Below are 21,749 nucleotides of genomic sequence, written 5' to 3'. Positions count from 1 at the left end.
CGATAAGAGGAAGGCTTTTATTTTTTCATTTATTTTTGAGGAGACCCCACATGAGCTCAAACGCTATGAAGCAAGAATTCTTCCACATTGATGAACGCAACCGCAAGAAGGTTGTGCGCCAAGATCGCACTCCCCTTGAGCCGGGCATGTGCTTTCTTGATTTCAATGGCCATCAATTCGAAGTTTTGAATATCAGCCACTTCGGTTGCGCTGTTCTCGTGTCAGCAACTGACTTCCCTGCAATGAAAGAGAAGTTCGAGAAAAATCCGAACATGGAAGCTGACGTTCTTTTCAAAAACGTTCAAACACAACACCTCAGCCTTCGTTGGGCTCGCTATGAAAATCACGGCAAATCTGTGACAGGCGAGATGGTGGTGGGCTTCGAAGTTATTGGCGAGCCGTTTAAAATGGATCGTATCAAAGCTTTGGATGTATCTGCGGAAGTGATCAAGGCTCAAACAGAATATGCGCAACATTTGGCAGCTCTTCCCGCCGAATTTAAAACTTTCGTTTACGAAATGAAAGATTGGTTGGAAAAGCTTAAGAGCCAGATCGACAAGCTTGAAGCGGATGCCCCAGTTGATAACTGGAAAGAAGCGCAAGACTATAAACTGACAATTGCAGAAACTGTGTCAGAGTATCTGGGGCAAGTGATCCCAATGACTTACTCTAAAGTTCCTTCTTTGATTAAAAATTTGACTCCGGATCAAATGAAATGGGCGACTGATTTCGCACGTGCGCAAATCGGTCATCTTGTTTATGGTGCTCCGTTCGCCAATCGCGCTTACTTCAAACCTCGCGGTTATGCCGGCGACTACGAGATGATGAATCACCTGTATCGCGACGAACTTGTTGGTAAGACATTATTCGATCAATGTATGCACAAATACTTCATCGACGAACCAGCTGGGGCCGCGGTAAAAAATCGTGGTCAATACTTATTCGAAAAGATCTCTGAATTATTCTCTGCGACTCCTAAAACAACACCTTTGAAAGTGTTGTCTGTGGCGAGTGGTCCGGCGATGGAGCAGCAATTGTTCCTTCAAAATGGAGCACAATTCCATGGCCGCCCTGCAGAGTTCACATGCTTGGATCAAGACGAAGAATCGTTGAAGCATGCACAAAGACAGCTTCAATCTATCGATCGTTTTGTAAAATCGGGCTTTAACTTCAAGTTCAATAACATGGCGATTCGCAATGTTATCGCTGCCGGCTGCCCTGACAAAGATTACGACATGATTTATTCAGCGGGCCTCTTTGACTATTTCACAGAGCCAGTTGCACAAATGGCCGCGCAAAAAATGTTGGACTCTGTGAAACCAGGTGGTCGTGTGATCATCGGCAATTTCAGCAAGGACAATCCTTGTGTTCCTTTTATGGAATTGATCTTAGACTGGCATTTGATCTATCGCTCTGAAGAAGATCTTTTGAGAATCTTCAAAGGCATGGGATCTAAGATTTGGGTTGAAAAAGAACCTCTTGGTGTGAACCTTTTCGTGGTTATCCAAAAATAAGGTTGGTCGTCCTTGTTCGGTGGAGAAGAAATCACCTCGAAGCAGCTACGCGAATTCGAGGTGAACGAAGAAATTAAATCTGTACTAAAAGTCATTGCTAATTGGATGGCTGCGCCTCTCTTTTTGGCATTCTGGCTTGCAGATTTAATCTATATTCCTTCACTGAAGTGGCCATTCCTGGCTTTGCGTCTGACAATTGTTCCCGTTTGTTGGGCCGCCAAATACTTTATTGAAAAAGAACAAGCCTCTGCGAAATCTCAGTGGATCGCTTGCGCTTATGCTTTCTTTGTCGCTCTTCCGATCAATATTATGATTGTGATGATTCCTGATGTTACCACAGGATATTATGCGGGATTGAATCTTGTTGCACTAGGCGCCCTATCTTTCATTCCTTTTAGCTTGCAGTTCTTCGCTATCACAACTGCGGCTATTTATGTCCCCTATTTTGCAACTGTTCTGATCAAGGCCCATACCACAGCTGAATACTTTGGTGTTCTGCTAAATTCATTCTTTATCGTGGGTTCTATTACAATCTGTTTCTTGATTCGCTTCTTCAATGAAAAATTGCGTGTGCGTGAAATCAACAGCCGCCTGGCTTTGAAAGCTGAAATCGCCAATCGCGACCACGTCATCAAAAGCAAAACAGATGAAGCCGTTCGTTTAAATACATTAAGTACTCAGTTCAGCCCTCAAGTTGTGCAAGCCATCCGTGAAGGCAAAGTCGATCTTGAAAAAGGCGTTCGCCGTGCGCAGATCTGTGCAATCTTCGTAGACATCGTGGGTTCGACAGAGCGTGTGGTTCGTCTCGATCAAGCGAAGGTCGATTTGGTTCTAGCGCGCTTCATGGACACTGTGGTTTCTATTTTCCTTAAGTACGATCTCACTATCGATAAATTCCAAGGTGACGGTATTTTAGCTTTTGCCAATGATCCGATTCGCTATGGTGACTTCGTGCAAAGAACTTGTTTGGCGGCCATCGAAGTGCGCGAAGCTCTTCGCCAGGACCGCGAATTCTATTTGTTGAATTGGAAGAAGGAAATGCAAATCCGCATTGGTATTTCTGCGGGCTATGCAAACGTAGGTTTCTACGGGAATAAAAAATTCTTCCGCTCTTATACGGCGATTGGCGCTCCACTGCCTTTTGCATCGCGCTTAACGAACTTGGCTCAGCCAAATCAGATCTTGGTGGACTCGGATATTGCACAGACGCTTGAAACTGAAGGTTATTCTTTGAATAGCATTGGTGAGCGTGTGATCAAAGGCTTTGAAGAAGATCAGCATATTATTTTTGAACTTCATCAGGCACCTGCAAATCGCGCTGAAGCAAAGCCGAATGCGGAGACATGCCCTCACTGCGTGGATTCTATCCTCTATCTCGATACGAATGCTCAGGGCCATTTCGTGATGAAATGCCGTCAATGCGGCTACGAACCCGGCTCTGTAGCAGCTGCTTCGTAGCTGTCGATAGTTCTAACACCCCCCAGACACTTTAAGGCCTTTCATCGATGTGTCTCATATTGAGATGCGTTTTACATCTCTAAGTTCCTGAAACAACTGGAGCATTGTTGGCAGACCTCTTGCTTTATAGAACCCCAGGAGGACCTGCTACGATGAAACCTTCGACATCTTCTTATTTTGCGAAGCTTGCGGTGATGAATGTATGCTCCGCCTTATTATTGGGCATGGGCTACACAGGTACATCATCAGCAGATATGTCCTCTGAAGCGGAACAGAAACAGGCCGCGCAAGCCGCCGTTCGCGAGCAAGGTGAGCAAGTAGCTCCAGTGATTGAACACGCGCTAGATACGGTTCAACAATCTAACAACAGTCTTCAAAGTCTTTTCGGTGCTTGGTTTAGCAGTCCTTCTACTATCAGCTGTGCTGACTGTGAAAAGCAAATTGCACGCATGCGCTATCCACAATGTTCTGCATCTGATAAAAATGGTTATCTTGAAAAACAATTGGATGAGAGTGCTTCTCAGCCGACTTTATTGGGCGCTTTAATCCGCAGACCCCTTCGTCCAGACTCTATAATTAAACCAATCTGCATGAAAATGAGCATGGAGATCGGTCAAAATCTTCCTCGCAGCAATTTCAAATCTTGTAATAAAGATGGCTATGGTTCTTCAGTTGGAGCTGCATGCGTTAGTGAAGATTACTTCAAACTTGTAAATAACAGCTTCGACCTTGTTTCTAAATGTATGAAGGACTTTATCGCTGATGGCGAAAATGATGATATGAAAAAACTGGATGTCAGAGCGGTTTACGCCCTGATCAACATTGAATCTGGCTTTCATATCAATGCCGTAAGCGGCACGGGTGCTGGTGGTATTGGTCAATTCACATCAGCGGCAATAGCCGACGTGAATATGAATGAACTGCCTGCGGTTAAAAAATCTTTGGCCACAAATCCACATCGTATTTGTGGAAGAATGTCCGATGAGTTTTTAAAATCAGCACAGCCGATCCGCAATTCTTCTTCAAAATCTTGTGATCGCATTTCCTTGAAAAATGGCAATCCAGTTAAAAACATGATCTATACATTTGCTTACCTCAAAGGAGCAAAGGCAGATATGGATCGCGGTGTTTTCAACAACAAACAATACGCCAAAAAATTCAGCAAGTTGTCAGCATATGACATCGCCAAAATTAGACGCGCCATGATGGTGTGGTCGCATAACACGGGTTCTGCCGGAACCTTGACACCGGCGAAAGCTCTCTTGAATATCGTATATAGAAACAAGCCTGTGACGAATGCTGATACATTTATCAATCAGCTTCAGCAGTACATGCAGAAATTTCCAGCTCGTGCGAACGCAAAATCAGCTCGTCGCAAAGAGACGTCCGGATATTTCCCTGCAATCACTGACAGACTTCATAAAATTGAAACTTATGCCGGAGGTGGCTCATGCGTAAACTAATGATGGTTCTAGCTTGCGTACTCGTGACTTCAAACGCATTTGCGTTCAGTGATGCCGCCACAGTTAACGCAGTTAAAGACCTTATCGGTAGAGCTCGCAGCCAAAATCTGCAAGAAAAAAGCGCTAGCCTAGAGCAAATGAAGAAATTCATGTTCAATCGTTTGAATACAATCGAAATGCCTGAAGATGCGACTGATGCACAGATCGAAGAATACAGAAGCCTGACAGAGTTCGATACTTACTTGAACATGATCAATGTTTCTAAATTGAATTCGACTTCATGTGCAGCGAATGCGGCTCATATTAAAGCATCTACAGGCGCTACCGAGGAAGACATTGCCGCTGGTCGCATTGGCTCTGAAGCCCAAGTTGCCGAGGCTATTATCGCAGCTTTTTGCCAGTAGTATTCTATTTAAAATCTAAAAATAATAAAAGGCAGGAAATCCTGCCTTTTATTTTTTCTTCCGACCATCAATCCAAAGTGAACTCTTTCATCAGTTTGGCGGCAATAGGGTTTTCGATTTTACGATTGGCAGACATCAGCCAGATTTCCTCGTAAACGCCTTTTAACTTTCCTAAAGCAACAAGCTTCTTTTCTTTTATTAGTTCATCGGCAGTGATATCTGCAATGGGAATAAGCCCAACACCTTCTGTTCCCAAAAGATTTTGCAGACTTGTATCTTGAGTTTCCGCGACACAATCCACCTTGATATTATTCACTGAAAAATAGTGATCGATATCTCTGCGCAATTTACTGTGTATTGTGGGGAACACAAACGGCTGTCCCTCAAGTGATTTCGGAAAACTCTTTTTCAGATGTTTGAATTTTGCGTGGGCACAAACGATAACATCAAGCTTCGCAACGGATTTCGCATAGACGGTTTGAAAGTCCACAGATGGTGGGTAATTGGATAATAATAAATCCAATCCATGAGCAGACAAATCACGAAGCAGACGATCCCCTGATCCCTCTAAGACCGAAACCATGCAGTTCCCTGAAGCATAGGCTTTAAGAATCACCTCTTTGGTGATGTGTTTAGGTACGCTATCAAGGGCACCGATTTGTACATGAATGCGGTTGTTTTGCATGCGCTCTTCAAGAGCTTCAAGCATCTCACCACCTAAACGAAAAACTTGATCCGCATATTCAAAGGCAATCTTACCTGCCTCTGTCAGATATAATCGTTGCTTGGAGCGTTCAAATAAGGGACGCCCCAGGGAATCCTCTAGCTGCTTCAGCTGGGTGCTCAAACTTGGTTGACCAATATTGAGTTTTGCCGAAGCCTTCGCAATGCTGCCCTCTTGCGCGATGATATAAAAGTATTGGAGATGATGATAATTCAGCCATTGCATAGGAAACCTCATTGATAAAAGCGAATAACTTATTAAAGATAATCTATTTTTTAAATAACTGGAAAGCAAATAGAATAGCATTCAGGAGGTCTGATTGGACTCGAATTTACTATTCCCTTTTGCTGAATACTGGTGGTTTTACTTAGCTTTCATTGGCTTTGTCATCGGTATGTTGGCTCTTGATTTAGGGGTCTTTCACAAACATTCTCATACTGTCAGCTTTAAAGAGGCGACGAGTTGGTCTCTGGTATGGTTCGCGTTAGCTTTACTATTTAATGGCGGACTTTATCTATACAGTCTTTATAAGTTCTCGGATCCATTAATTGCGAAGCACGTAAGTCTTGAATTCCTCACCGGCTATGTGATCGAGAAGTCTTTGTCCATCGACAATATATTTGTCTTCGTCGTAGTCTTTGGCTTCTTCGCCATTCCGGCGAAGTACCAGCATCGCGTTTTATTCTACGGAATCATGGGTGCCTTAATCTTCCGCGCCATCTTTATCGCGATCGGCTCCATCTTGATGCAATACCACGCGGTTGTGATGATCTTTGGTGCCTTCCTGATTATCACCGGCATTAAAATGGTGTTTCAACATGATAAGCCCGTTGATCCCTCACAAAACTGGTTGATCTGCTTGATGCGAAAGACCATGCCTATTTCGGATCGCATGCATGACGATCACTTCTTTACTAAAGAAAATGGCGTGCGCATGGCGACTCCATTGTTGGTGGCATTGGTGTTCTTAGAGTTTACGGATGTGATCTTTGCGGTGGATTCCGTGCCCGCGATTTTTGCTGTCACGAAAGAGCCTTTGATCGTGTTCACTTCGAATATTTTTGCGATCTTAGGTCTTCGCTCGCTTTATTTCCTGTTGGCTGGCGTGGTGGATAAATTCTATCTGCTAAAGTACGGCCTAGCTGCGGTTCTGGTCTTTGTAGGTTTAAAAATGGTTTGGCTTAATAATCTATTCGACGGCAAGTTCCCGATCTCTATTTCCTTAGGGGTGATTGCAGTCCTCATCGGTGGGTCAATCGCGGCTTCATTGATGTTTCCCAAAAAGACTTCTTAAAAAAATAAAGGGTGGTCTTTCAACCACCCTTTTCATTTAAAGAATCTGAAGCATTCTGTTGAATTTCTTTTCCATCTCAATCTGTTCTTGCTGTTTTTTGCTTTCGATCACGTTTTCATTGTCTCCGGCCCACTCTTCGATAAATTCTTTTGAAAGAATCTTTTTCGTTGTGGCATCGACAAACTTAGCCATGGTCGCAACAAGTTTATTCACGTTTTCTTTGACCTTAGGACTTAAATTCTTTGTCTTTTCATTCTTGGCCAAAAGATCTGCCACCCACTTCTGATCACCCTTCGTCAAATAATCCAACGATAGACTTGGATTGCTAAAATAAGCAGTCATTTGGCGGGTCTTCATGGGATCTTGCGTGATCTCGTCAATATAAGTGACGTAGTCTTTTACAAAGTCTTTTGCGCCACGAATAAAAAAGCCGTTGTTTGAATCCATATAGTAACTGCGAACATCCGCATTGGCAGAGCCGATCAGCACGTCATCACCAAGAACCGTTGCCTTCGTATGAAGTGATAGCCCCTTGGCCTCGGTATTTTTCAAATACTCATAATATTCAAACTTAGCCGAGCGTGAATCCGCGAAACTTCCATAGATTTGTTTGCGCTGGGCATAGATTTGGAAGAATGCAGCCATCTCATATTTAGCAGCGACGTTCACATAAAATAAATCTGTCGTCTCTGGTGAATTCGTTAAGAATGTTACTTTCACGTTATGGCAGTCCCAAGTTCCATCCATCATCTTCGAAAATCCGCGAAGAACAATAGCCGGCGGCAAGAAATAAGCAGAGTGAAGAATCACACGCTTTTCCTTTCCCTCTTTCGCAGATGTTGTACATGCATTTTCTAAGCCCTTGTACCACAAGTGATGGATGTATTTACCGTACTTCATTTCTTTGCCAGCCACTGAACCTTTTGTGCGTTCGCGGTCAGGCACGGCATCACGACGGTCATATGGCACGTTTTCAACATATGTCATGAAAAGGCCTGACAAATCTTTTGCAGAAATTTCGTCAGCGTATCCAGAGCCCGTTTTCCAAGTTTGTGTGTAAGACTTTCTGGAGGCATATTGATTGTTGTAAGCTTGAACACCCTTCGAAAGATCTTCAGAAACCTTGCTAAGACGCGCTTGCAAGTTCAAATACTGCGGCTGGCGAGGAAGCTCTTGAGACACACACTGAGCAAAGCTGTAACGATCTGCATCTGTCTTATAATCTTTCACTGTACATTTCTCGACAGCGGCTTTCGATGCTTCTTTATTTGCGATGAAATCATTTGGCATAAGTGCACGAACTTCATCTAGAGCAATCGTCATTTGTGCGAAATTAAAAAGTTCATCGAATGACTTCGCCACGGTATCACCACCCGAAGTCAAAGTGGCTGCGACGTCTGTATCCATGAAGATATATTTGTCGGTCAAATCATTGGGTTTCATGTGATATGAGTTTTCGATATTACGACCACCCAACTGCACATAACGATTTCCAATCATCAATAGCTTGTGATGTGTGAAATCTGTTGAATGCTCCCAGTCCGTGAATGAACTTTGTCCCGGGTGAGATATTGGAATCGCCCCCATGAGTTGGTTCATGATTGGATTTAATTTGTCGCCATAAATTTGATAAGCCAAAGCGACCTTCACTGCGGAAATAAAGTCATGTTGCAACTTTGATTTCGCCAATAGCTTTAAAAAATCGATGAACTGCTTTTGATCATCTGCAGAGGTGCCACCACCGCTTGTGAATGACTTCACATCAAGGATTTGCCCTTTTAACACAGCTGTTTGCAAAGCATCTAGATTTTTACCATAGGCACCACTCAAAGCGAGTTGGGCATAGAAATCGGGTTTTTCGCCGTCAAGACGAGCCCACTTCGCACTCGAGCAGGTGGTCGCCTTCACCTTCTTATCACCTGTCGGCGGACACGGCGTCGTCATGAACATCACATCGCGAATCATCAGTGAGGTCGGTCTGCCATAAAGGCGAATTTGGATTTGTCCTTTACCCTGTTCTTGCAAGTATGAAAAATAATCGAGCAACTGATAATTGGTAATTAAATCGGCCATCAACTTGATCTTCACACCACGTTGAGCAGCTTTTAGAAGTTCATCAGTGAAGACCGCCGATGAGGCATCTTCAGAATAGATATAATAAGTTAGGCGAATGGTTTCGCCAGATTTCGCAGAACGAATTGCCTCAATCTTGCTATCAAAAGCCGCATCGTTATCTGTGATAATGCGAACCTTAGAGGCTTTCAACGCGCCAGAGGAAGAGGCCTCAAGAATGTCTTTATTCTCTAGAGGCTGACTTTTGAAGATCGCAAGAGCTGCCGGCATACGGTCAAAAGTGTCGCGTTTATCACTGCTTGCGCACGATAAAAGACAAACAGATCCCACCGCGATTAATAGCAATCGTTTCACTAAAAACTCCTTGTATGTCATTCACCATGGTAGCAAAGGAATGTGAGGTTTTGAGATTAAGGGTTTTTTTATGTCCCAAAGCCAGACCTTCCTCTAGCAAAGCTGGCTTTAAGCCTTGGTACCCCTTCGCAAGCAGGCTACGATAGAGATATGAAGAAGAGACTTTTCTTTGCTCTAAACGCTACCGATCCTCTCGAAACAACCTTCTTACCTGCCTTTAAGAAATTGAAAATCAATGCGGATCAGCGCGACGTCACGGTTAAGTGGGTTCCGCTGGATAACTTTCACGCGACAATAACTTTTATTGGCCCGATGGAAGAGGAATTGATTCCAGGATTAACGGCGGCATTGGAAACCGTTTGTAAGAACTTTGCTCCGTTTGATCTGAAGATCGAAGATATGGGAGCTTTTTCTAACGAACACGATGCTCGCGTGATCTGGCTCGGAGTTCAAAATAAGAAATACCTAGGTCAGTTCAAAAATGCTTTAGAACAAGAACTAGCAGATAAAAGTCTCTTGCCTCAACCCGAGCAGCGCGACTACAAGCCACACATCACCATCGGTCGATTGCGCAATCCGAAGAGTGTGAAAGATATGATCTCGCCATTTAAACGTAAAAGTTTCGGCAAGATTCATGTCAGCGAAATTGTTTTGTATGAATCAGAACTTCAAGGTGTTTTTACAGTCTATAAGCCCGTCGCAAGATGTGCTTTAACAGGCGTCGTGCAAGAGGAAATCGCGGAACCAGAACCAGGATTGATCGCATAAAAAAAGGGAGTCGAATGACTCCCTTTTTTCGTTAGGATTGTTAGATCCCCTGCTTGTGACGTTCTTCATCGTCGACATGAGTTTGGATACCGCCCTTAAGATTTGGACGATAAGCCAAGTGATCGATGTCATAGATGAACTTGCCACCATTGACTGCAGGCGTTTGCCATTCAGGTCCCAAACGGATGGCATCCACTGGGCAGGCCTCTTCACAGAAACCGCAGAATACACAACGAAGAATATCGATTTCATAGCTGATTGGATATTTTTCGACGGATGGGTCGTTATGTTCCGCCGCCACGATTTTGATACACTCCGCAGGACAGTTCGTCGCGCACAACATACAAGCTGTGCAACGAAGTGAACCGTCTTTTTTAACTGTCAAAACGTGGTTCCCTTTGAATCTTGGAGAGTATTCATACTTCTCTTCAGGATAGTTCAGGGTCATCATTTTTTTACGGTTCAAAAGGTTACCGATCAAATGCTTCCCAGTGATCGCAAGACCACCCAGGACACCCGGCAAGTACCACTTGGCCTTTTCAGAGTTGTTTTGCATTACGCTCATAGGCTACCTCTCTTAAATACAAACTCGTTCTTTTTACGAGCTTCTACTTCAACTTGGTCAGGACGTTGATTCATTGGCATGAACTCAACTGCCGCAGAAGGATTGATCGCAAGATTTTTACCTGCAAGCAACAACGCCGCTTCTGTCAAAGTCAAAGCTTCAGAAACAACCACTGTGGCTTTCTTGAATTTTTGTTCAAGACCTGCGTGATTGATGAATGTCCCATCTTTTTCAACGAACGTTTTCATTGGGATCACCCATGCATTGTTCGTGAAAGTTGTTAAAGCTTCGTGTTTAGCCGCTTGCAACCAGATCAAGTTCTGAGCTTTGGAAAGCTCTTTCGCGCGATCAGAGAAGTCAGGGAATACAGCCAAGTTTTCTGGACCTGCAACAACAACAGTTTTGATAGAACCAGAAGACAAGCCTTGAGACAATTCGCTCCAAGTGGCTTGGATTCCGTGTTTCTCAAGAACTTTCAACAAACCTTTTGTATTCGGGTTCTTATCACCACGGATCAAAAGACCGTCGAAGCTGTCGAAGGATTCTTTGTTGTTAATCCAGAAATAGACTTTTTTGGATTTGAATTCGTTTACGAAAGTACCAACGATCGCATCAAATTCTTCAACAGTGTATTGAGCTGTCAAAACAAGAGCTACTGAATCAGCTGCTGTAGACTTCAAAGTCTCAGAAGCAGATTTCGCAGCAGCACCTGCGTGCATTTCAGTCCAACCAGAATTTGTGCGAACTTGCGCTTTCAAAATACGGTGGTCTTTATTCACGAATTTATAGATGTCACGACCTTCATCGCACATCCAGTAGCCATTCACTTGTTCGTTGTAAACTGGCTTCACACGGAAGAAACCTTCGCGGTTGTAGTAAACTTTGACGTTACAACCCGTAGAGCAACCGTTACATACAGTTTCGGAATCTTTTAGATACCAAACGCGCTGACGGAAACGGAAGTCTTTTGAAGTCAATGCACCTACGGGGCAGATATCCACTGTGTTCAGTGAGTATTTGTTGTCCAAAGGCATACCATCGTGAGTACCGATTTCAGTACGGTCACCACGGTTGAAAAGACCCAATTCATTTGTTTTAGAAACTTCTTCAGTGAAACGAACGCAACGAGAGCACAAGATGCAACGTTCAGAATCCAAAACCACAGTTGGGCCCAAGTCCACAACCTTGTGTTTCTTTTGTTTTGGCTCTGCCATTTCTGGATCGTACTTACCGTACTCCATGTATTGATCTTGAAGACCGCACTCACCAGCTTGGTCACAGATAGGGCAATCCAAAGGATGGTTGATCAAATGGAAATCCAAACCCCACTTCACAGCATCGCGAACTTTTTCGGATGTGTTATTGATCTTCATACCTTCAGTAACCATTGTGTTACATGCGATTTGAACGCGTGGATTTCCTTCGATCTCCACCATGCAAAGACGGCATACGCCGGCAACACTCAAACCAGGATGCCAGCAATAGTGAGCGATACGATCGCCCGACTGTGACATGGCCTCGATGATCGACGTGCCTTCTTTTACTTCGACTTCTTTGCCATTAATGGTGCATTTCGGCATATGTCGTTCCTTTTACTTTCGAACGTCCTTCACGAACGTAGAATTCAAATTCATCTCTGAACTTATTAACGAAACTCAAAACAGGCAAAGCAGCAGCGTCTGAAAGAGCGCAGATTGTTTTACCTTTCATGTTGTCAGCAACTTTGATCAACAAATCGATATCTTGAAGACGACCACGGCCTTCCAAGATCGAATGAAGAATCTTATCCAACCAACCTGTACCTTCACGGCAAGGAGTACATTGACCACAAGATTCGTGGGCATAGAAGTGAGTCAAAACACCCAACATATCAACCATACATTGAGAGTCATCCATCACAATCACCGCACCAGAACCAAGCATTGAGCCCAATCCAGCCAATGATTCGTAATCAAGATTTGCTTTCGCAACTTCTTCCGCAGTCAAAATTGGAGCCGAAGATCCACCAGGGATAACCGCTTTCAATTTGCGACCTGGCTTCATACCGCCGCACTCTTTATTGATAAGATCAATCAACGGGTAACCGAGTGGAACTTCATAGTTACCAGGCTTCATCACGTTACCAGATACAGAGAACAATTTTGTTCCCGCAGATTTTTCAGTTCCATATTTACGGTAAGCTTGAGCGCCATCTTTTACGATGTAAGTCACTGCCGCCAAAGTTTCTACGTTGTTCACGATAGTTGGCTTGCGCAAGTAACCTTGAACCGCAGGGAATGGAGGTTTCAATTTTGGTTGGCCTTTCAAACCTTCCAAAGAAGAAATCATACCTGTTTCTTCACCGCAGATATAAGCGCCAGCGCCACGGTACACATCAAGGTCAAAGTCGAAACCTGAACCCAAAATGTTTTTACCTAGCAAGCCCGCTGCATAAGCTTCTTTGATCGCTTTGTTCAAAACTTCGATCGGGTAAACGTATTCACCACGAACATAGATATAACCTTTATTAGAACCCACCGCGAAACCAGAGATGATCATACCTTCGATCAATTGGTGAGGAGCACGCTCCATCATCATACGGTCTTTGAAAGTACCAGGCTCACCTTCATCGGCGTTGCAAAGTAGGTAACGAGGTTCGCCATTTTTCGGCAAGAAGCCCCACTTCATACCCGTTGGGAACCCCGCACCACCACGACCGCGAAGACCTGAAGCCTTCACTTCGTCGATGATTTGTTGCGGTTGCATTTTCAAAGCTTTCGGCAAAGTTTCGTAACCGCCTTTTGCTTTGTAACCAGCCAAAGTTTGGTACTCTGGCAAATGATAGAATTCCGTCAGAATTTTTGCTTCAGCCATTATTTCATCCCTCTCAAGAGATTCATTGCTGCCTCTGGAGTCAATTTCTCGTGATAAGTGTCGTTCACTTGCATCATAGGAGCTGTACCGCAAGAGCCCAGGCATTCTACTTTGCTTACTGTGAAGCGACCATCAGAAGTCATTTCATTGTATTTCACGCCAAGCTCGTTACAGATGTGGGAAGCAAGCTCACGGCCGCCTTCCAACGCGCAAGAAATATTCGTGCAAACTTGCACGTGATATTTTCCCACAGGTTCTTGATTGAACATCGTATAGAACTTGAAAACCTCATTGATACGCGCTTCAGGAATATCCATCACTTGAGACAAGTGACGGATGATATCTGGAGTGATGAAGCCTTTATTTTCTTTTTGAGCAATATAAAGACTTGGAATGATCGCAGACTCTTTCGCTTCGTAGCGAGCAAGTTCCGATTTTACGTTGGCCAAGCCTTGTTCAGAAAGTTTAAACATCTTTTTTCCTCAGAATTAGCGATCTAGTTCGCCAGCAATAAGGTTCATAGAAGCGATTGTCGCAATCGCATCCGCCAACATCGCGCCTTTAACTACAGTCGGGTAAGACTGATAGATAGCGAAGCACGGTGGACGAACTTTCAAACGGTATGGATTCGCAGAGCCATCGCTCACTAGATAGAAACCTAGCTCGCCGTTTGCTGCTTCTGTTGCATCGTAAACTTCGCCAACTGGTGGACGAAGACCTTTAATGATCAACATGAAGTGGTTCATCAAACCTTCGATATTGCCGTAAACATCTTTTTTCTCTGGAAGAACGATGCCTTTGTCGCGGATTGTGTAATCGCCACCAGGAACGTTTTTGCAGACTTGTTCAATGATACGAACTGATTGGCGCATTTCTTCGAAACGAACCAAATAACGATCATAGATGTCACCAGAAGTTCCAACTGGGATGTCGAAATCTAGTGAATCGTATCCATAATATGGATTTGCTTTACGCACGTCCAAGTTCACGCCTGTTGCACGAAGCATTGGACCTGTGTAACCCCATTGAATGGCATCTTGTGCAGACACGGGGCAGATATCGCGAGTCCGTTGGATGAAGATTTTGTTGTCCAAAACCATCGCAGCCATTTCATCAGTACCACGACGGATCTCTTTACAAAGAGCTAGAACTTCATCGTACCAACCTTCAGGAGCGTCTTGAGCCATACCACCAACGCGAGTCATTGATACTGTCAAACGAGCTCCGCAAAGTTTCTCGAACAAACCGTAAACCTGTTCACGAAGACCGAACATGAAGAAGAATGAAGTCAAAGCACCCAAGTCCATCGCGCCAGTACCGATTGCAATCGTGTGGTCGATGATACGAGAAAGCTCTGCCAAGATCACACGCATCGCTTGCGCTTTTGCCGGGATTTCAACACCCAGCAAACGTTCAACCGCTTTGCAGTAACCGATGTTGTTCATCGGAGCCGAGCAGTAGTTCAAACGATCTGTATACGGAATAACTTGGTTGTACGGATGAGTTTCCGCCATCTTTTCAAAGCAGCGGTGAAGATAACCGATTTCGTTGTTACAACGAACGATCGTCTCGCCATCCATCTCAGCCATCACACGAAGAGTTCCGTGCATTGCTGTGTGGGCTGGACCGATGTTCAAAGGAACATATTTATCATTCAATACATCACCAGGTGAGCCCGGTTCGTTGTTGAAGTGAATTGGCAATGAAGTCGTACAAGCTTGTTGGTGATTCGCATCGTAGTCTTTACGAAGCGGATGACCTACAAATTGATGGTGAGTCAAGATACGACGCAAATTCGGATGACCGTCGAAACGGATACCAAACATATCGTATGCTTCACGTTCAAACCAGTCAGCGCCACGATACGCATTGATCACTGTACCGATAGACTCCCCTTCACCAACTTGCGCTTTCACGCGAAGGCGAGAGTTATCTTTCGAAGAGAACAAGTGATAAACAACGTCGAAACGTTTTTCACGAGTTGGATAATCGGCACCGCAAACGTCCATCAAGAAATCAAACTCACCAGAGTCTTTGAAGTGCTGAATAACTTTTGGCGCGTCTTCTTTTGGAACTTCCAAAACGTTATCACCCACAGCGTGAGTGAATTTGAAGTTCTCAATCTTGAACTTGCCAGCAAGGCTTTGTTTTAAATTCTCAAGCTTGTTCATATGGGCTCTTCCAGTTGTCTTTCCAAGGGCGTGGAGTATTTGTAGCGATCATACGTTGCAAAGCCATGATACCGTCCATCACCGCTTCTGGTGTGGGAGGGCAACCTGGGATGTACACGTCGACAGGAATCACTTTATCAACTCCTTGAAGAACGTGGTAAGCACGGTAGAAACCACCAGAGCTTGCACATGCACCCATTGCGATCACGTATTTTGGTTCAAGCATTTGTTGATAGATACGAGTGATGACCGGAGCCATTTTCTCGGTGATCGTACCTGCAACAACAAGCAAGTCCGCTTGACGTGGAGAGAAGCGCGCAACCTCAGCTCCGAAACGAGCCAAGTCGTACTTCGGTCCCATCACCGACATGAATTCGATACCGCAACAAGCAGTACCGTAAGGCATTGGCCACAACGAGTTTTTACGACCCCATGCTACGATGTGATCTAACTTCGATGTGAACGCGAAATCTCGCGACATATCGTCGACTGCTTGAGTCCCAGTAGCGCCACTGTGAGAAACTCCGCCAAAGTCTCCGTGTTGAGACGCTGAACCCTGCACTTCATTCTTGTGCATAAATACACCTCTGCAATTTCAATTAGCTATCATTAAGTAGTTACTGAAAATCCGTAATCCTGACAACTAGATATGTGATTATAGGTCGCGCGTCTGATTTCTTCAACGCGCCCGCTCAAACATGAGCAATGGATTTGATTCTCTCCGCATTTCCGAAGAAACTTAAATTTCATCTCTACGTCAGTCCTGTGCTTACACTCTAGTGTCAGCACACAAAATGATAATGATTATCTGCTCAGGTTCGCAGGGGCAGGACTTAAACTTAAGTGCTTCGATGAAGTCGGAGTGCAAACCAGTCAGCTTTAGGAGGAGAAAACATGAACAAAGTGGCCTTGTCTTTCGCATCAGCCCTTCTCGCGTTCGGTTTAACGGCCCAAGCTCAGCATAAAACACAGGATTTGCTTATTAAATTAGCACCTGGATTCACTGACTTTGAAGCTCCAGCAGGAAGCAAAGTTGAAAAACTCACAGACTCCTGGGTTCGCGTTCAAGCTCCGAAAAACTTCAGTCTCCATAACTTCACTAAAAATCCAGCGGTTGAGTTCGTCCAACCGAACTACAAAATCACCTTGATGGAAGATCACATGATTCAAGATCCGCTTCGTCGCGCAGCTCTTGCTAAAATGTTGAGCAGAAATCCACAAGAACACATGATGGCCCCTGCTGACAATCCCGCGATTCCTGACGCCCCGCAGGCTACAACTGGACCCGATCCGTTGTTCCCGAAACAATGGGGCTTGATCAATATCGGCGTTGAACAAGCGTGGAAAGTCACTCGCGGCAATCCAGATGTGATCGTTGCTGTGATCGACACAGGTGTTGATTACACTCACGAAGATCTTCTGCCAAATCTATGGAGAAATCCGAAAGAAATTCCTAACAACGGCATCGACGACGACAACAACGGTTATGTTGATGACGTGATCGGTTGGGATTTCGCATCCAATGACAACAAACCTTATGACCTTTCTGTGGATCCGCTTGATATCTTGTTCAAAGGCGGAAACCCAGGCCACGGAACTCATTGCGCTGGAACTATTGGTGCTGCTGGCGACAATGGCAAAGGTATTTCTGGTATTGCTCCGAACGTAAAAATCATGCCTTTGCGTTTCATCACTGAAAAAGGCCAGGGCACAACAGCCGATGCGATCAAAGCAATCAAGTACGCAGTAGATAATGGCGCGAAAGTTTTGAGCAACTCTTGGGGCTCAGAAGGTGAAGACCCTGCCGACGGTCAAGAGAACCAAGCTTTGCGAGATGCCGTTCAATACGCTCTTGATCACAATGTTTTATTTGTGGCAGCAGCTGGTAACGGCCACCAGGGCAAGGGCTACGATAACGATACAGATCCAAAGCCTTCTTACCCTGCGACTTATCCGCACGCGAACATCATTTCAGTAGCGGCCATCGATGCTCAAGACAACTTGGGTTCATTCTCAAACTGGGGTCAAAAGACAGTTCACATTGCCGCTCCGGGCGTCGCTGTTTTCTCGACGATGGTGGGTAACAACTACTCTGATATCGTGATCGATAAATTCGGCTTCAAAGCAACTTGGGATGGCACTTCAATGGCTTGTCCCCACGTGGCGGGTGCCGCAGCCCTTTATTGGTCCGCTCATCCGGAGAAATCATATGCCGATGTGAAAGCAGCGATCATTGGCTCAGCAAAAAAACTTCCGAATCTTTCTGATAAAACAGTGAGTGGCGGAAAGCTTGATGTAGATGCTTTGCTCAAGTTCTAGTTTTTAAAATTTCAATTTTGAATCTTTAAGGGAGTTCGTAAGAACTCCCTTTTTTTGTGTCTTAACACTTCCCCCATTCCACAAAGTCGTTTTCCGAATCGTAATTTGTAAAAGAGCCGCCTTTCAAAAAAAGTTATTAGGTCAATCATACTTCGGTGACATCGAAGTATAAGGAAGGAGTTTCCATGCGCGCTCTATTACTTCTAGTTCTTTTTGTATTCGGCAGCACGGCATTCGCCGACAAATACAACGTCGATATGCAACACACAAATGTGGCATTCACCGTACCTCACCTGGTGGTTTCCAAAGTGAAGGGCCGCTTTGATAAATTCGAAGGCAGTTTTGATTTCGATGAGAAGTCACAAAAGCTCGACAACGTCGTCGTGACAATTGAAGCCAATTCGATCAACACCAATGAAAAAGATCGCGACAAACATTTGCGCAGTCCTGATTTTTTTGACGTCGCAAAATATAAAACTCTGCAATTCAAGAGTACGAAAACAATTTACGAAGCCGCAAAGCCTAAAAAATTGGAAGGCACTCTTACAATTCGCGGTGTCACCAAGCCCGTCACTTTGGATATCGAATACAAAGGTGCCGTGACAGATCCATGGGGCAATCGACATATCGCTTTCGAAGCTTCAACGAAAATCAATCGCCAAGACTACAATCTAAAGTGGAATAAAGCTTTAGAGGCTGGCGGCTTTGTTGTGGGTGACGATGTGAAGATTGATATCGATGGCGAAGCTATGGTGGCTAACGCTAAAAAATAAAAAGGAAACAGGCGTTTTTTATGACTAAAGCAACGTTAACAAAAGCAGCTCTTTCAGGATTGATGGCAGCAAGTGCGCTGTCTATGAGCCTTCATGCAAATGCTCAAGACAAAGCCAAACCCGACGCATCCGCCGTCGAGGGTGAATGTCACGGAGTCAACTCTTGCAAAGGCAAAGGTGATTGCGGCGGCAAAGGCCACTCTTGCGCTGGAAAAAATTCCTGCAAAGGCCAGGGCTGGATCAAAATGTCGAAAGAAAAATGCGAAGCCGCTCACGGAAAATTCAAAGCCGATAAAGGTACTTAATGGGATCTCAATTTGTATCACATAAAGTGGGGATGGGTTTGCGCCCTCCCCATTATCCTTATTTAGAAGAAAATCCACAAACTGATGTCGCCTGGTTTGAAGCGATTTCAGAAAACTACATGGACTCTTTAGGGCGCCCGCTGGAATTACTTTTGAAGTTGCGCAAGGACTATCCTATCGCACTTCATGGCGTCAGCATGAACATTGGTTCGACGGCAGGAATCCGCGTCGATTACCTAGAGAAGCTTCGCAACCTCATTGATCGCGTAGAGCCCTTCATTGTTTCTGATCATATTTGCTGGACTGGTATCGGCACTCAAAACATGCACGACCTATTGCCCCTCCCCTACACAGAAGACAGTCTCCAGCAAGTTGTAGACAACATTGATTTTGTTCAAGATTATTTGCGCAGACCTCTGGCCTTAGAAAACGTCTCGACATATCTTAGCTTCCGTCATAACGAGATGCCGGAATGGGATTTCGTTTCGGAAGTTTCTAAAAGATCGGGCTGCGCTTTACTTCTCGATATCAACAATGCCTATGTGAATGGAATGAACCACGGATTTGATCCGATCAACTTCCTTCGCTCTATTCCATTGGACAGAGTGGCACAAATTCATATGGCAGGACCTTCTGATTATGGTCGCTACATGTTCGACACTCATGCGAATGAAATTCCAGAGGAAGTTTGGAGTTTATTTACACAAATGGCACCACAGATTTCCCACATTCCTATTTGTATAGAACGCGATGAAGACATTCCTGATTTTAAAACTCTTGAAACGGAAGTCATGAAGGCCGCTTATATTTTGGAGAGCTCCCATGAATCTCAGCGAAGCACAATCTTTGTTTAAACAAATGGCTCAGACTCCGTCTGCGGATTCTGATTTATTAAAGTATTTCAAACCCGCAGGTCAGTTGAACCTTAAAGAAGCTTTTGAGGTTTACCATAATGGATACAACGCTCGCCTGACAGAGGCCCTCTCGGAAACGTTTGAAGCTGTTCATTGGGTTTTGGGCGATTCAATGTTTCACGATTTAGCTCGGCATTATATTGAGTCTCAACCGTCTGTGTCCTACAACTTATCTGACTATGGCGAAAGCTTCCCAGAGTATTTGCGCATGACCTCGTTTACAAAAGGCATTCCTTTCATTTACGACTTGGCACGCTTTGAATGGATGTTTAAAGAGATCTTCCATTCACCGACACCAGATCCATTACCTGTGGAACGAATTCAAGAGCTGATGCATGCCGAAGACTTCAAAATCAGCTTCATCGAATCCATGATGCTTTTCGAAAGCCCTTATTCTGTTTATGAAATTTGGAGCCGACGTAAAAAACCGCAATACGAGTTTGAAGATATCAACTGGAGCCAGCCAGAAAACTTAATGATCTACAAAAAAGAACAAAAGATTTTTGTAAAGAAATTGAGTGAAATTGAACTCCACATCCTGGAGGAGCTGCAAGACGGTCAACCCGTCACTACAGCACTCGCAGAGTACGCAAACTCTTTGACCCAGGAAAAAATCGCCCAGCTTTTCCAGATGATGATGAAAGCTGGCATCATAGATGACGTCACAACATTATAAGTTGCCAGGTTGCGTGCTTTTCGCGCCACCTGAAATATGCACAGTCATGCCTGCCATGGCTCTGCATGTTTCAGCACAGCGACGGCATTCTTCGGCGCAACGGCTCATGATCGTATCGTCTTGATAGCGTTCACAATCCTCTGCACATCGCGTGCATAGTTCAAAACACAATTCGCAACTTTGATGATGCAGACTGATATCGGCCATCATCATTCCCGCCGACATTTGGCATGCATCTGCGCAGAACTGCAAAACAGCTAAATGCTTACCGGTGAATTTACTAATTTTCTGTGCAAGACAGTATTGAAGAGTCTCAAGACAAGTTCGGGAACAACTAAAACACGCTTTAATACATCTCGCTGTATCGCTGTCTTGTGATGGATTTGGAAGCATAAGTCCTCCTCTGTGAAGCGTTGCTTATACTTTTAAATATAAGACAAAACCTTTTAAGGAGGACCTATAGTGCCACATTGCATACGCAACGTGTGTTATTGCTCAACCTTTTGAGTTGTCGTTGCTTGAACCATGCGCTCCAAATACGAGCGTGGAGTCAACTTCTCTTCAGGATCGAACTGCCCCCAGAATTCCTTAATCATTGGATACCAACGAGGGAAGATATCACGAATGGTTTGATTGCCTTTGTCCGTTAATTTAATAACGAACGAACGACCATCTTTCGCATGCGTCTCTCTCACAACCAATTGAGCTTTTTCCAAACTGTTCAAAAGACCTGAGATCGTTGCCTGAGTCACTCCCACTTTTTGCGCAAGCACAGAAGGCATGATTCCATCTGGTGAATTCCGCAAAAGGTAAAGTAATCTGAATCGACCGCTGGACAAATTATAATCCGCCAACAAGGTGTCGAGTTTTGTTTCAAGTTCTGTCGCCACTTTCATGAATAACAGATTCGAATAAAGAATCCATGGATCTAAATCGCTGATAGCGTTCAAATCCGCAATGGATTTATGCAGTTCTTCCTGAGTAGGAAGATCCTGGAAAAACAATTTTGCCATAACGTACTCCCGTTCCTAACTATTAACATGTTTATCATTTAGCATGCTAATTATTCTTTTAAATGAAAACAAAAAATCAATATCTTAACCAAGTTCCGTTCTTTCCGC

General features: G+C 44.4%; 21 protein-coding genes. 11 read left to right on the top strand and 10 right to left on the bottom strand.

Translation table 11 applies throughout. The features are described 5' to 3' along the window. The first annotated feature begins 50 nt into the window (after positions 1-50). From VF412_RS02285 to VF412_RS02270, 4 genes are all read left to right on the top strand, one after another. A complete protein-coding gene (locus VF412_RS02285; protein ID WP_331337579.1) occupies positions 51-1,514 on the top strand; it encodes a class I SAM-dependent methyltransferase in 1,464 nt (487 codons plus the stop codon). A gap of 60 nt (positions 1,515-1,574) precedes the next feature. After that, positions 1,575-2,972, top strand: a complete 1,398-nt coding sequence (locus tag VF412_RS02280; protein WP_331337578.1) for an adenylate/guanylate cyclase domain-containing protein — start codon at positions 1,575-1,577, stop codon at positions 2,970-2,972. Between the two features lie 152 nt (positions 2,973-3,124). Further along, entirely contained in the window at positions 3,125-4,435 is a 1,311-nt protein-coding gene (locus tag VF412_RS02275) for a transglycosylase SLT domain-containing protein (RefSeq protein ID WP_331337577.1), read from the top strand. Continuing rightward, complete coding sequence (locus tag VF412_RS02270; protein ID WP_331337576.1) at positions 4,423-4,839, top strand: hypothetical protein; 417 nt, start codon at positions 4,423-4,425, stop codon at positions 4,837-4,839. The genes VF412_RS02275 and VF412_RS02270 overlap by 13 nt, the downstream gene beginning before the upstream one ends. A gap of 67 nt (positions 4,840-4,906) precedes the next feature. On the opposite strand, the gene VF412_RS02265 is transcribed toward VF412_RS02270, so the two are convergent. Next, the gene (locus VF412_RS02265) at positions 4,907-5,788 is read right to left on the bottom strand and encodes a LysR family transcriptional regulator (protein WP_331337575.1); all 882 of its coding nucleotides are present in this window, start codon (positions 5,786-5,788) and stop codon (positions 4,907-4,909) included. A gap of 94 nt (positions 5,789-5,882) precedes the next feature. Here VF412_RS02265 and VF412_RS02260 point away from each other — a divergent pair, with 94 nt between their 5' ends. After that, positions 5,883-6,857: a TerC family protein gene (locus tag VF412_RS02260; protein WP_331337574.1), complete on the top strand. Its 975-nt coding sequence runs from the start codon at positions 5,883-5,885 to the stop codon at positions 6,855-6,857. 36 nt (positions 6,858-6,893) lie between these two features. On the opposite strand, the gene VF412_RS02255 is transcribed toward VF412_RS02260, so the two are convergent. Further along, on the bottom strand, positions 6,894-9,284 hold the full coding sequence (locus VF412_RS02255) for a hypothetical protein (RefSeq protein WP_331337573.1): 2,391 nt from the start codon (positions 9,282-9,284) through the stop codon (positions 6,894-6,896). A gap of 150 nt (positions 9,285-9,434) precedes the next feature. Between VF412_RS02255 and thpR the strand changes: the two genes are divergently transcribed. Then, the gene (gene thpR, locus VF412_RS02250; RefSeq protein WP_331337572.1) at positions 9,435-10,052 is read left to right on the top strand and encodes an RNA 2',3'-cyclic phosphodiesterase; all 618 of its coding nucleotides are present in this window, start codon (positions 9,435-9,437) and stop codon (positions 10,050-10,052) included. A 40-nt stretch (positions 10,053-10,092) separates the two neighbouring features. On the opposite strand, the gene VF412_RS02245 is transcribed toward thpR, so the two are convergent. Genes VF412_RS02245 through VF412_RS02220 form a run of 6 tightly spaced genes read right to left on the bottom strand, consistent with a single transcriptional unit; the run spans position 10,093 to position 16,122 of the window. Further along, the gene (locus VF412_RS02245; protein ID WP_331337571.1) at positions 10,093-10,617 is read right to left on the bottom strand and encodes an NADH-quinone oxidoreductase subunit I; all 525 of its coding nucleotides are present in this window, start codon (positions 10,615-10,617) and stop codon (positions 10,093-10,095) included. After that, positions 10,614-12,197, bottom strand: a complete 1,584-nt coding sequence (locus VF412_RS02240; protein ID WP_331337570.1) for a 2Fe-2S iron-sulfur cluster-binding protein — start codon at positions 12,195-12,197, stop codon at positions 10,614-10,616. The genes VF412_RS02245 and VF412_RS02240 overlap by 4 nt, the downstream gene beginning before the upstream one ends. Beyond that, a complete protein-coding gene (nuoF, locus tag VF412_RS02235) occupies positions 12,178-13,470 on the bottom strand; it encodes an NADH-quinone oxidoreductase subunit NuoF (RefSeq protein ID WP_331337569.1) in 1,293 nt (430 codons plus the stop codon). Before nuoF ends, VF412_RS02240 begins: the two co-directional genes overlap by 20 nt. Next, positions 13,470-13,943: an NAD(P)H-dependent oxidoreductase subunit E gene (locus VF412_RS02230; RefSeq protein WP_331337568.1), complete on the bottom strand. Its 474-nt coding sequence runs from the start codon at positions 13,941-13,943 to the stop codon at positions 13,470-13,472. The genes nuoF and VF412_RS02230 overlap by 1 nt, the downstream gene beginning before the upstream one ends. Positions 13,944-13,958: 15 nt before the next feature. Further along, positions 13,959-15,641: an NADH dehydrogenase (quinone) subunit D gene (gene nuoD / locus VF412_RS02225; protein WP_331337567.1), complete on the bottom strand. Its 1,683-nt coding sequence runs from the start codon at positions 15,639-15,641 to the stop codon at positions 13,959-13,961. Further along, entirely contained in the window at positions 15,628-16,122 is a 495-nt protein-coding gene (locus VF412_RS02220) for an NADH-quinone oxidoreductase subunit B (RefSeq protein WP_142698319.1), read from the bottom strand. The genes nuoD and VF412_RS02220 overlap by 14 nt, the downstream gene beginning before the upstream one ends. Positions 16,123-16,535: 413 nt before the next feature. On the opposite strand from VF412_RS02220, the gene VF412_RS02215 reads away from it, so the two are divergent. The 5 genes from VF412_RS02215 (at position 16,536) to VF412_RS02195 (ending at position 20,628) form a co-directional block, all read left to right on the top strand. After that, positions 16,536-17,960, top strand: a complete 1,425-nt coding sequence (locus tag VF412_RS02215; protein WP_331337566.1) for a S8 family peptidase — start codon at positions 16,536-16,538, stop codon at positions 17,958-17,960. Between the two features lie 185 nt (positions 17,961-18,145). Further along, entirely contained in the window at positions 18,146-18,733 is a 588-nt protein-coding gene (locus tag VF412_RS02210; RefSeq protein ID WP_331337565.1) for a YceI family protein, read from the top strand. 20 nt (positions 18,734-18,753) lie between these two features. Next, the gene (locus tag VF412_RS02205; protein WP_331337564.1) at positions 18,754-19,038 is read left to right on the top strand and encodes a hypothetical protein; all 285 of its coding nucleotides are present in this window, start codon (positions 18,754-18,756) and stop codon (positions 19,036-19,038) included. Then, on the top strand, positions 19,038-19,892 hold the full coding sequence (locus VF412_RS02200; protein WP_331337563.1) for a DUF692 domain-containing protein: 855 nt from the start codon (positions 19,038-19,040) through the stop codon (positions 19,890-19,892). Before VF412_RS02205 ends, VF412_RS02200 begins: the two co-directional genes overlap by 1 nt. After that, a complete protein-coding gene (locus tag VF412_RS02195; protein WP_331337562.1) occupies positions 19,861-20,628 on the top strand; it encodes a DNA-binding domain-containing protein in 768 nt (255 codons plus the stop codon). The genes VF412_RS02200 and VF412_RS02195 overlap by 32 nt, the downstream gene beginning before the upstream one ends. On the opposite strand, the gene VF412_RS02190 is transcribed toward VF412_RS02195, so the two are convergent. Continuing rightward, positions 20,623-21,021: a four-helix bundle copper-binding protein gene (locus VF412_RS02190; protein ID WP_331337561.1), complete on the bottom strand. Its 399-nt coding sequence runs from the start codon at positions 21,019-21,021 to the stop codon at positions 20,623-20,625. The genes VF412_RS02195 and VF412_RS02190 overlap by 6 nt on opposite strands. A 95-nt stretch (positions 21,022-21,116) precedes the next feature. After that, positions 21,117-21,641, bottom strand: a complete 525-nt coding sequence (locus VF412_RS02185; protein ID WP_331337560.1) for a MarR family transcriptional regulator — start codon at positions 21,639-21,641, stop codon at positions 21,117-21,119. Positions 21,642-21,749 lie beyond the last annotated feature (108 nt).

It is taken from the genome of Bdellovibrio sp. (assembly GCF_036384735.1).
Taxonomy (GTDB): domain Bacteria; phylum Bdellovibrionota; class Bdellovibrionia; order Bdellovibrionales; family Bdellovibrionaceae; genus Bdellovibrio.
This window is presented reverse-complemented; position numbering and strand designations above follow the sequence as displayed.

Bases quoted from the DNA above. Each gene is read 5' to 3' on its own strand.
- VF412_RS02285 (WP_331337579.1), top strand. From the start codon at position 51: ATGAGCTCAAACGCTATGAAGCAAGAATTCTTCCACATTGATGAACGC.
- VF412_RS02275 (WP_331337577.1), top strand. From the start codon at position 3,125: ATGAAACCTTCGACATCTTCTTATTTTGCGAAGCTTGCGGTGATGAAT.
- VF412_RS02270 (WP_331337576.1), top strand. From the start codon at position 4,423: ATGCGTAAACTAATGATGGTTCTAGCTTGCGTACTCGTGACTTCAAAC.
- VF412_RS02265 (WP_331337575.1), bottom strand. From the start codon at position 5,788: ATGCAATGGCTGAATTATCATCATCTCCAATACTTTTATATCATCGCG.
- thpR (WP_331337572.1), top strand. From the start codon at position 9,435: ATGAAGAAGAGACTTTTCTTTGCTCTAAACGCTACCGATCCTCTCGAA.
- VF412_RS02245 (WP_331337571.1), bottom strand. From the start codon at position 10,617: ATGAGCGTAATGCAAAACAACTCTGAAAAGGCCAAGTGGTACTTGCCG.
- VF412_RS02240 (WP_331337570.1), bottom strand. From the start codon at position 12,197: ATGCCGAAATGCACCATTAATGGCAAAGAAGTCGAAGTAAAAGAAGGC.
- nuoF (WP_331337569.1), bottom strand. From the start codon at position 13,470: ATGGCTGAAGCAAAAATTCTGACGGAATTCTATCATTTGCCAGAGTAC.
- VF412_RS02230 (WP_331337568.1), bottom strand. From the start codon at position 13,943: ATGTTTAAACTTTCTGAACAAGGCTTGGCCAACGTAAAATCGGAACTT.
- nuoD (WP_331337567.1), bottom strand. From the start codon at position 15,641: ATGAACAAGCTTGAGAATTTAAAACAAAGCCTTGCTGGCAAGTTCAAG.
- VF412_RS02220 (WP_142698319.1), bottom strand. From the start codon at position 16,122: ATGTCGCGAGATTTCGCGTTCACATCGAAGTTAGATCACATCGTAGCA.
- VF412_RS02215 (WP_331337566.1), top strand. From the start codon at position 16,536: ATGAACAAAGTGGCCTTGTCTTTCGCATCAGCCCTTCTCGCGTTCGGT.
- VF412_RS02210 (WP_331337565.1), top strand. From the start codon at position 18,146: ATGCGCGCTCTATTACTTCTAGTTCTTTTTGTATTCGGCAGCACGGCA.
- VF412_RS02205 (WP_331337564.1), top strand. From the start codon at position 18,754: ATGACTAAAGCAACGTTAACAAAAGCAGCTCTTTCAGGATTGATGGCA.
- VF412_RS02200 (WP_331337563.1), top strand. From the start codon at position 19,038: ATGGGATCTCAATTTGTATCACATAAAGTGGGGATGGGTTTGCGCCCT.
- VF412_RS02195 (WP_331337562.1), top strand. From the start codon at position 19,861: ATGAATCTCAGCGAAGCACAATCTTTGTTTAAACAAATGGCTCAGACT.
- VF412_RS02190 (WP_331337561.1), bottom strand. From the start codon at position 21,021: ATGCTTCCAAATCCATCACAAGACAGCGATACAGCGAGATGTATTAAA.
- VF412_RS02185 (WP_331337560.1), bottom strand. From the start codon at position 21,641: ATGGCAAAATTGTTTTTCCAGGATCTTCCTACTCAGGAAGAACTGCAT.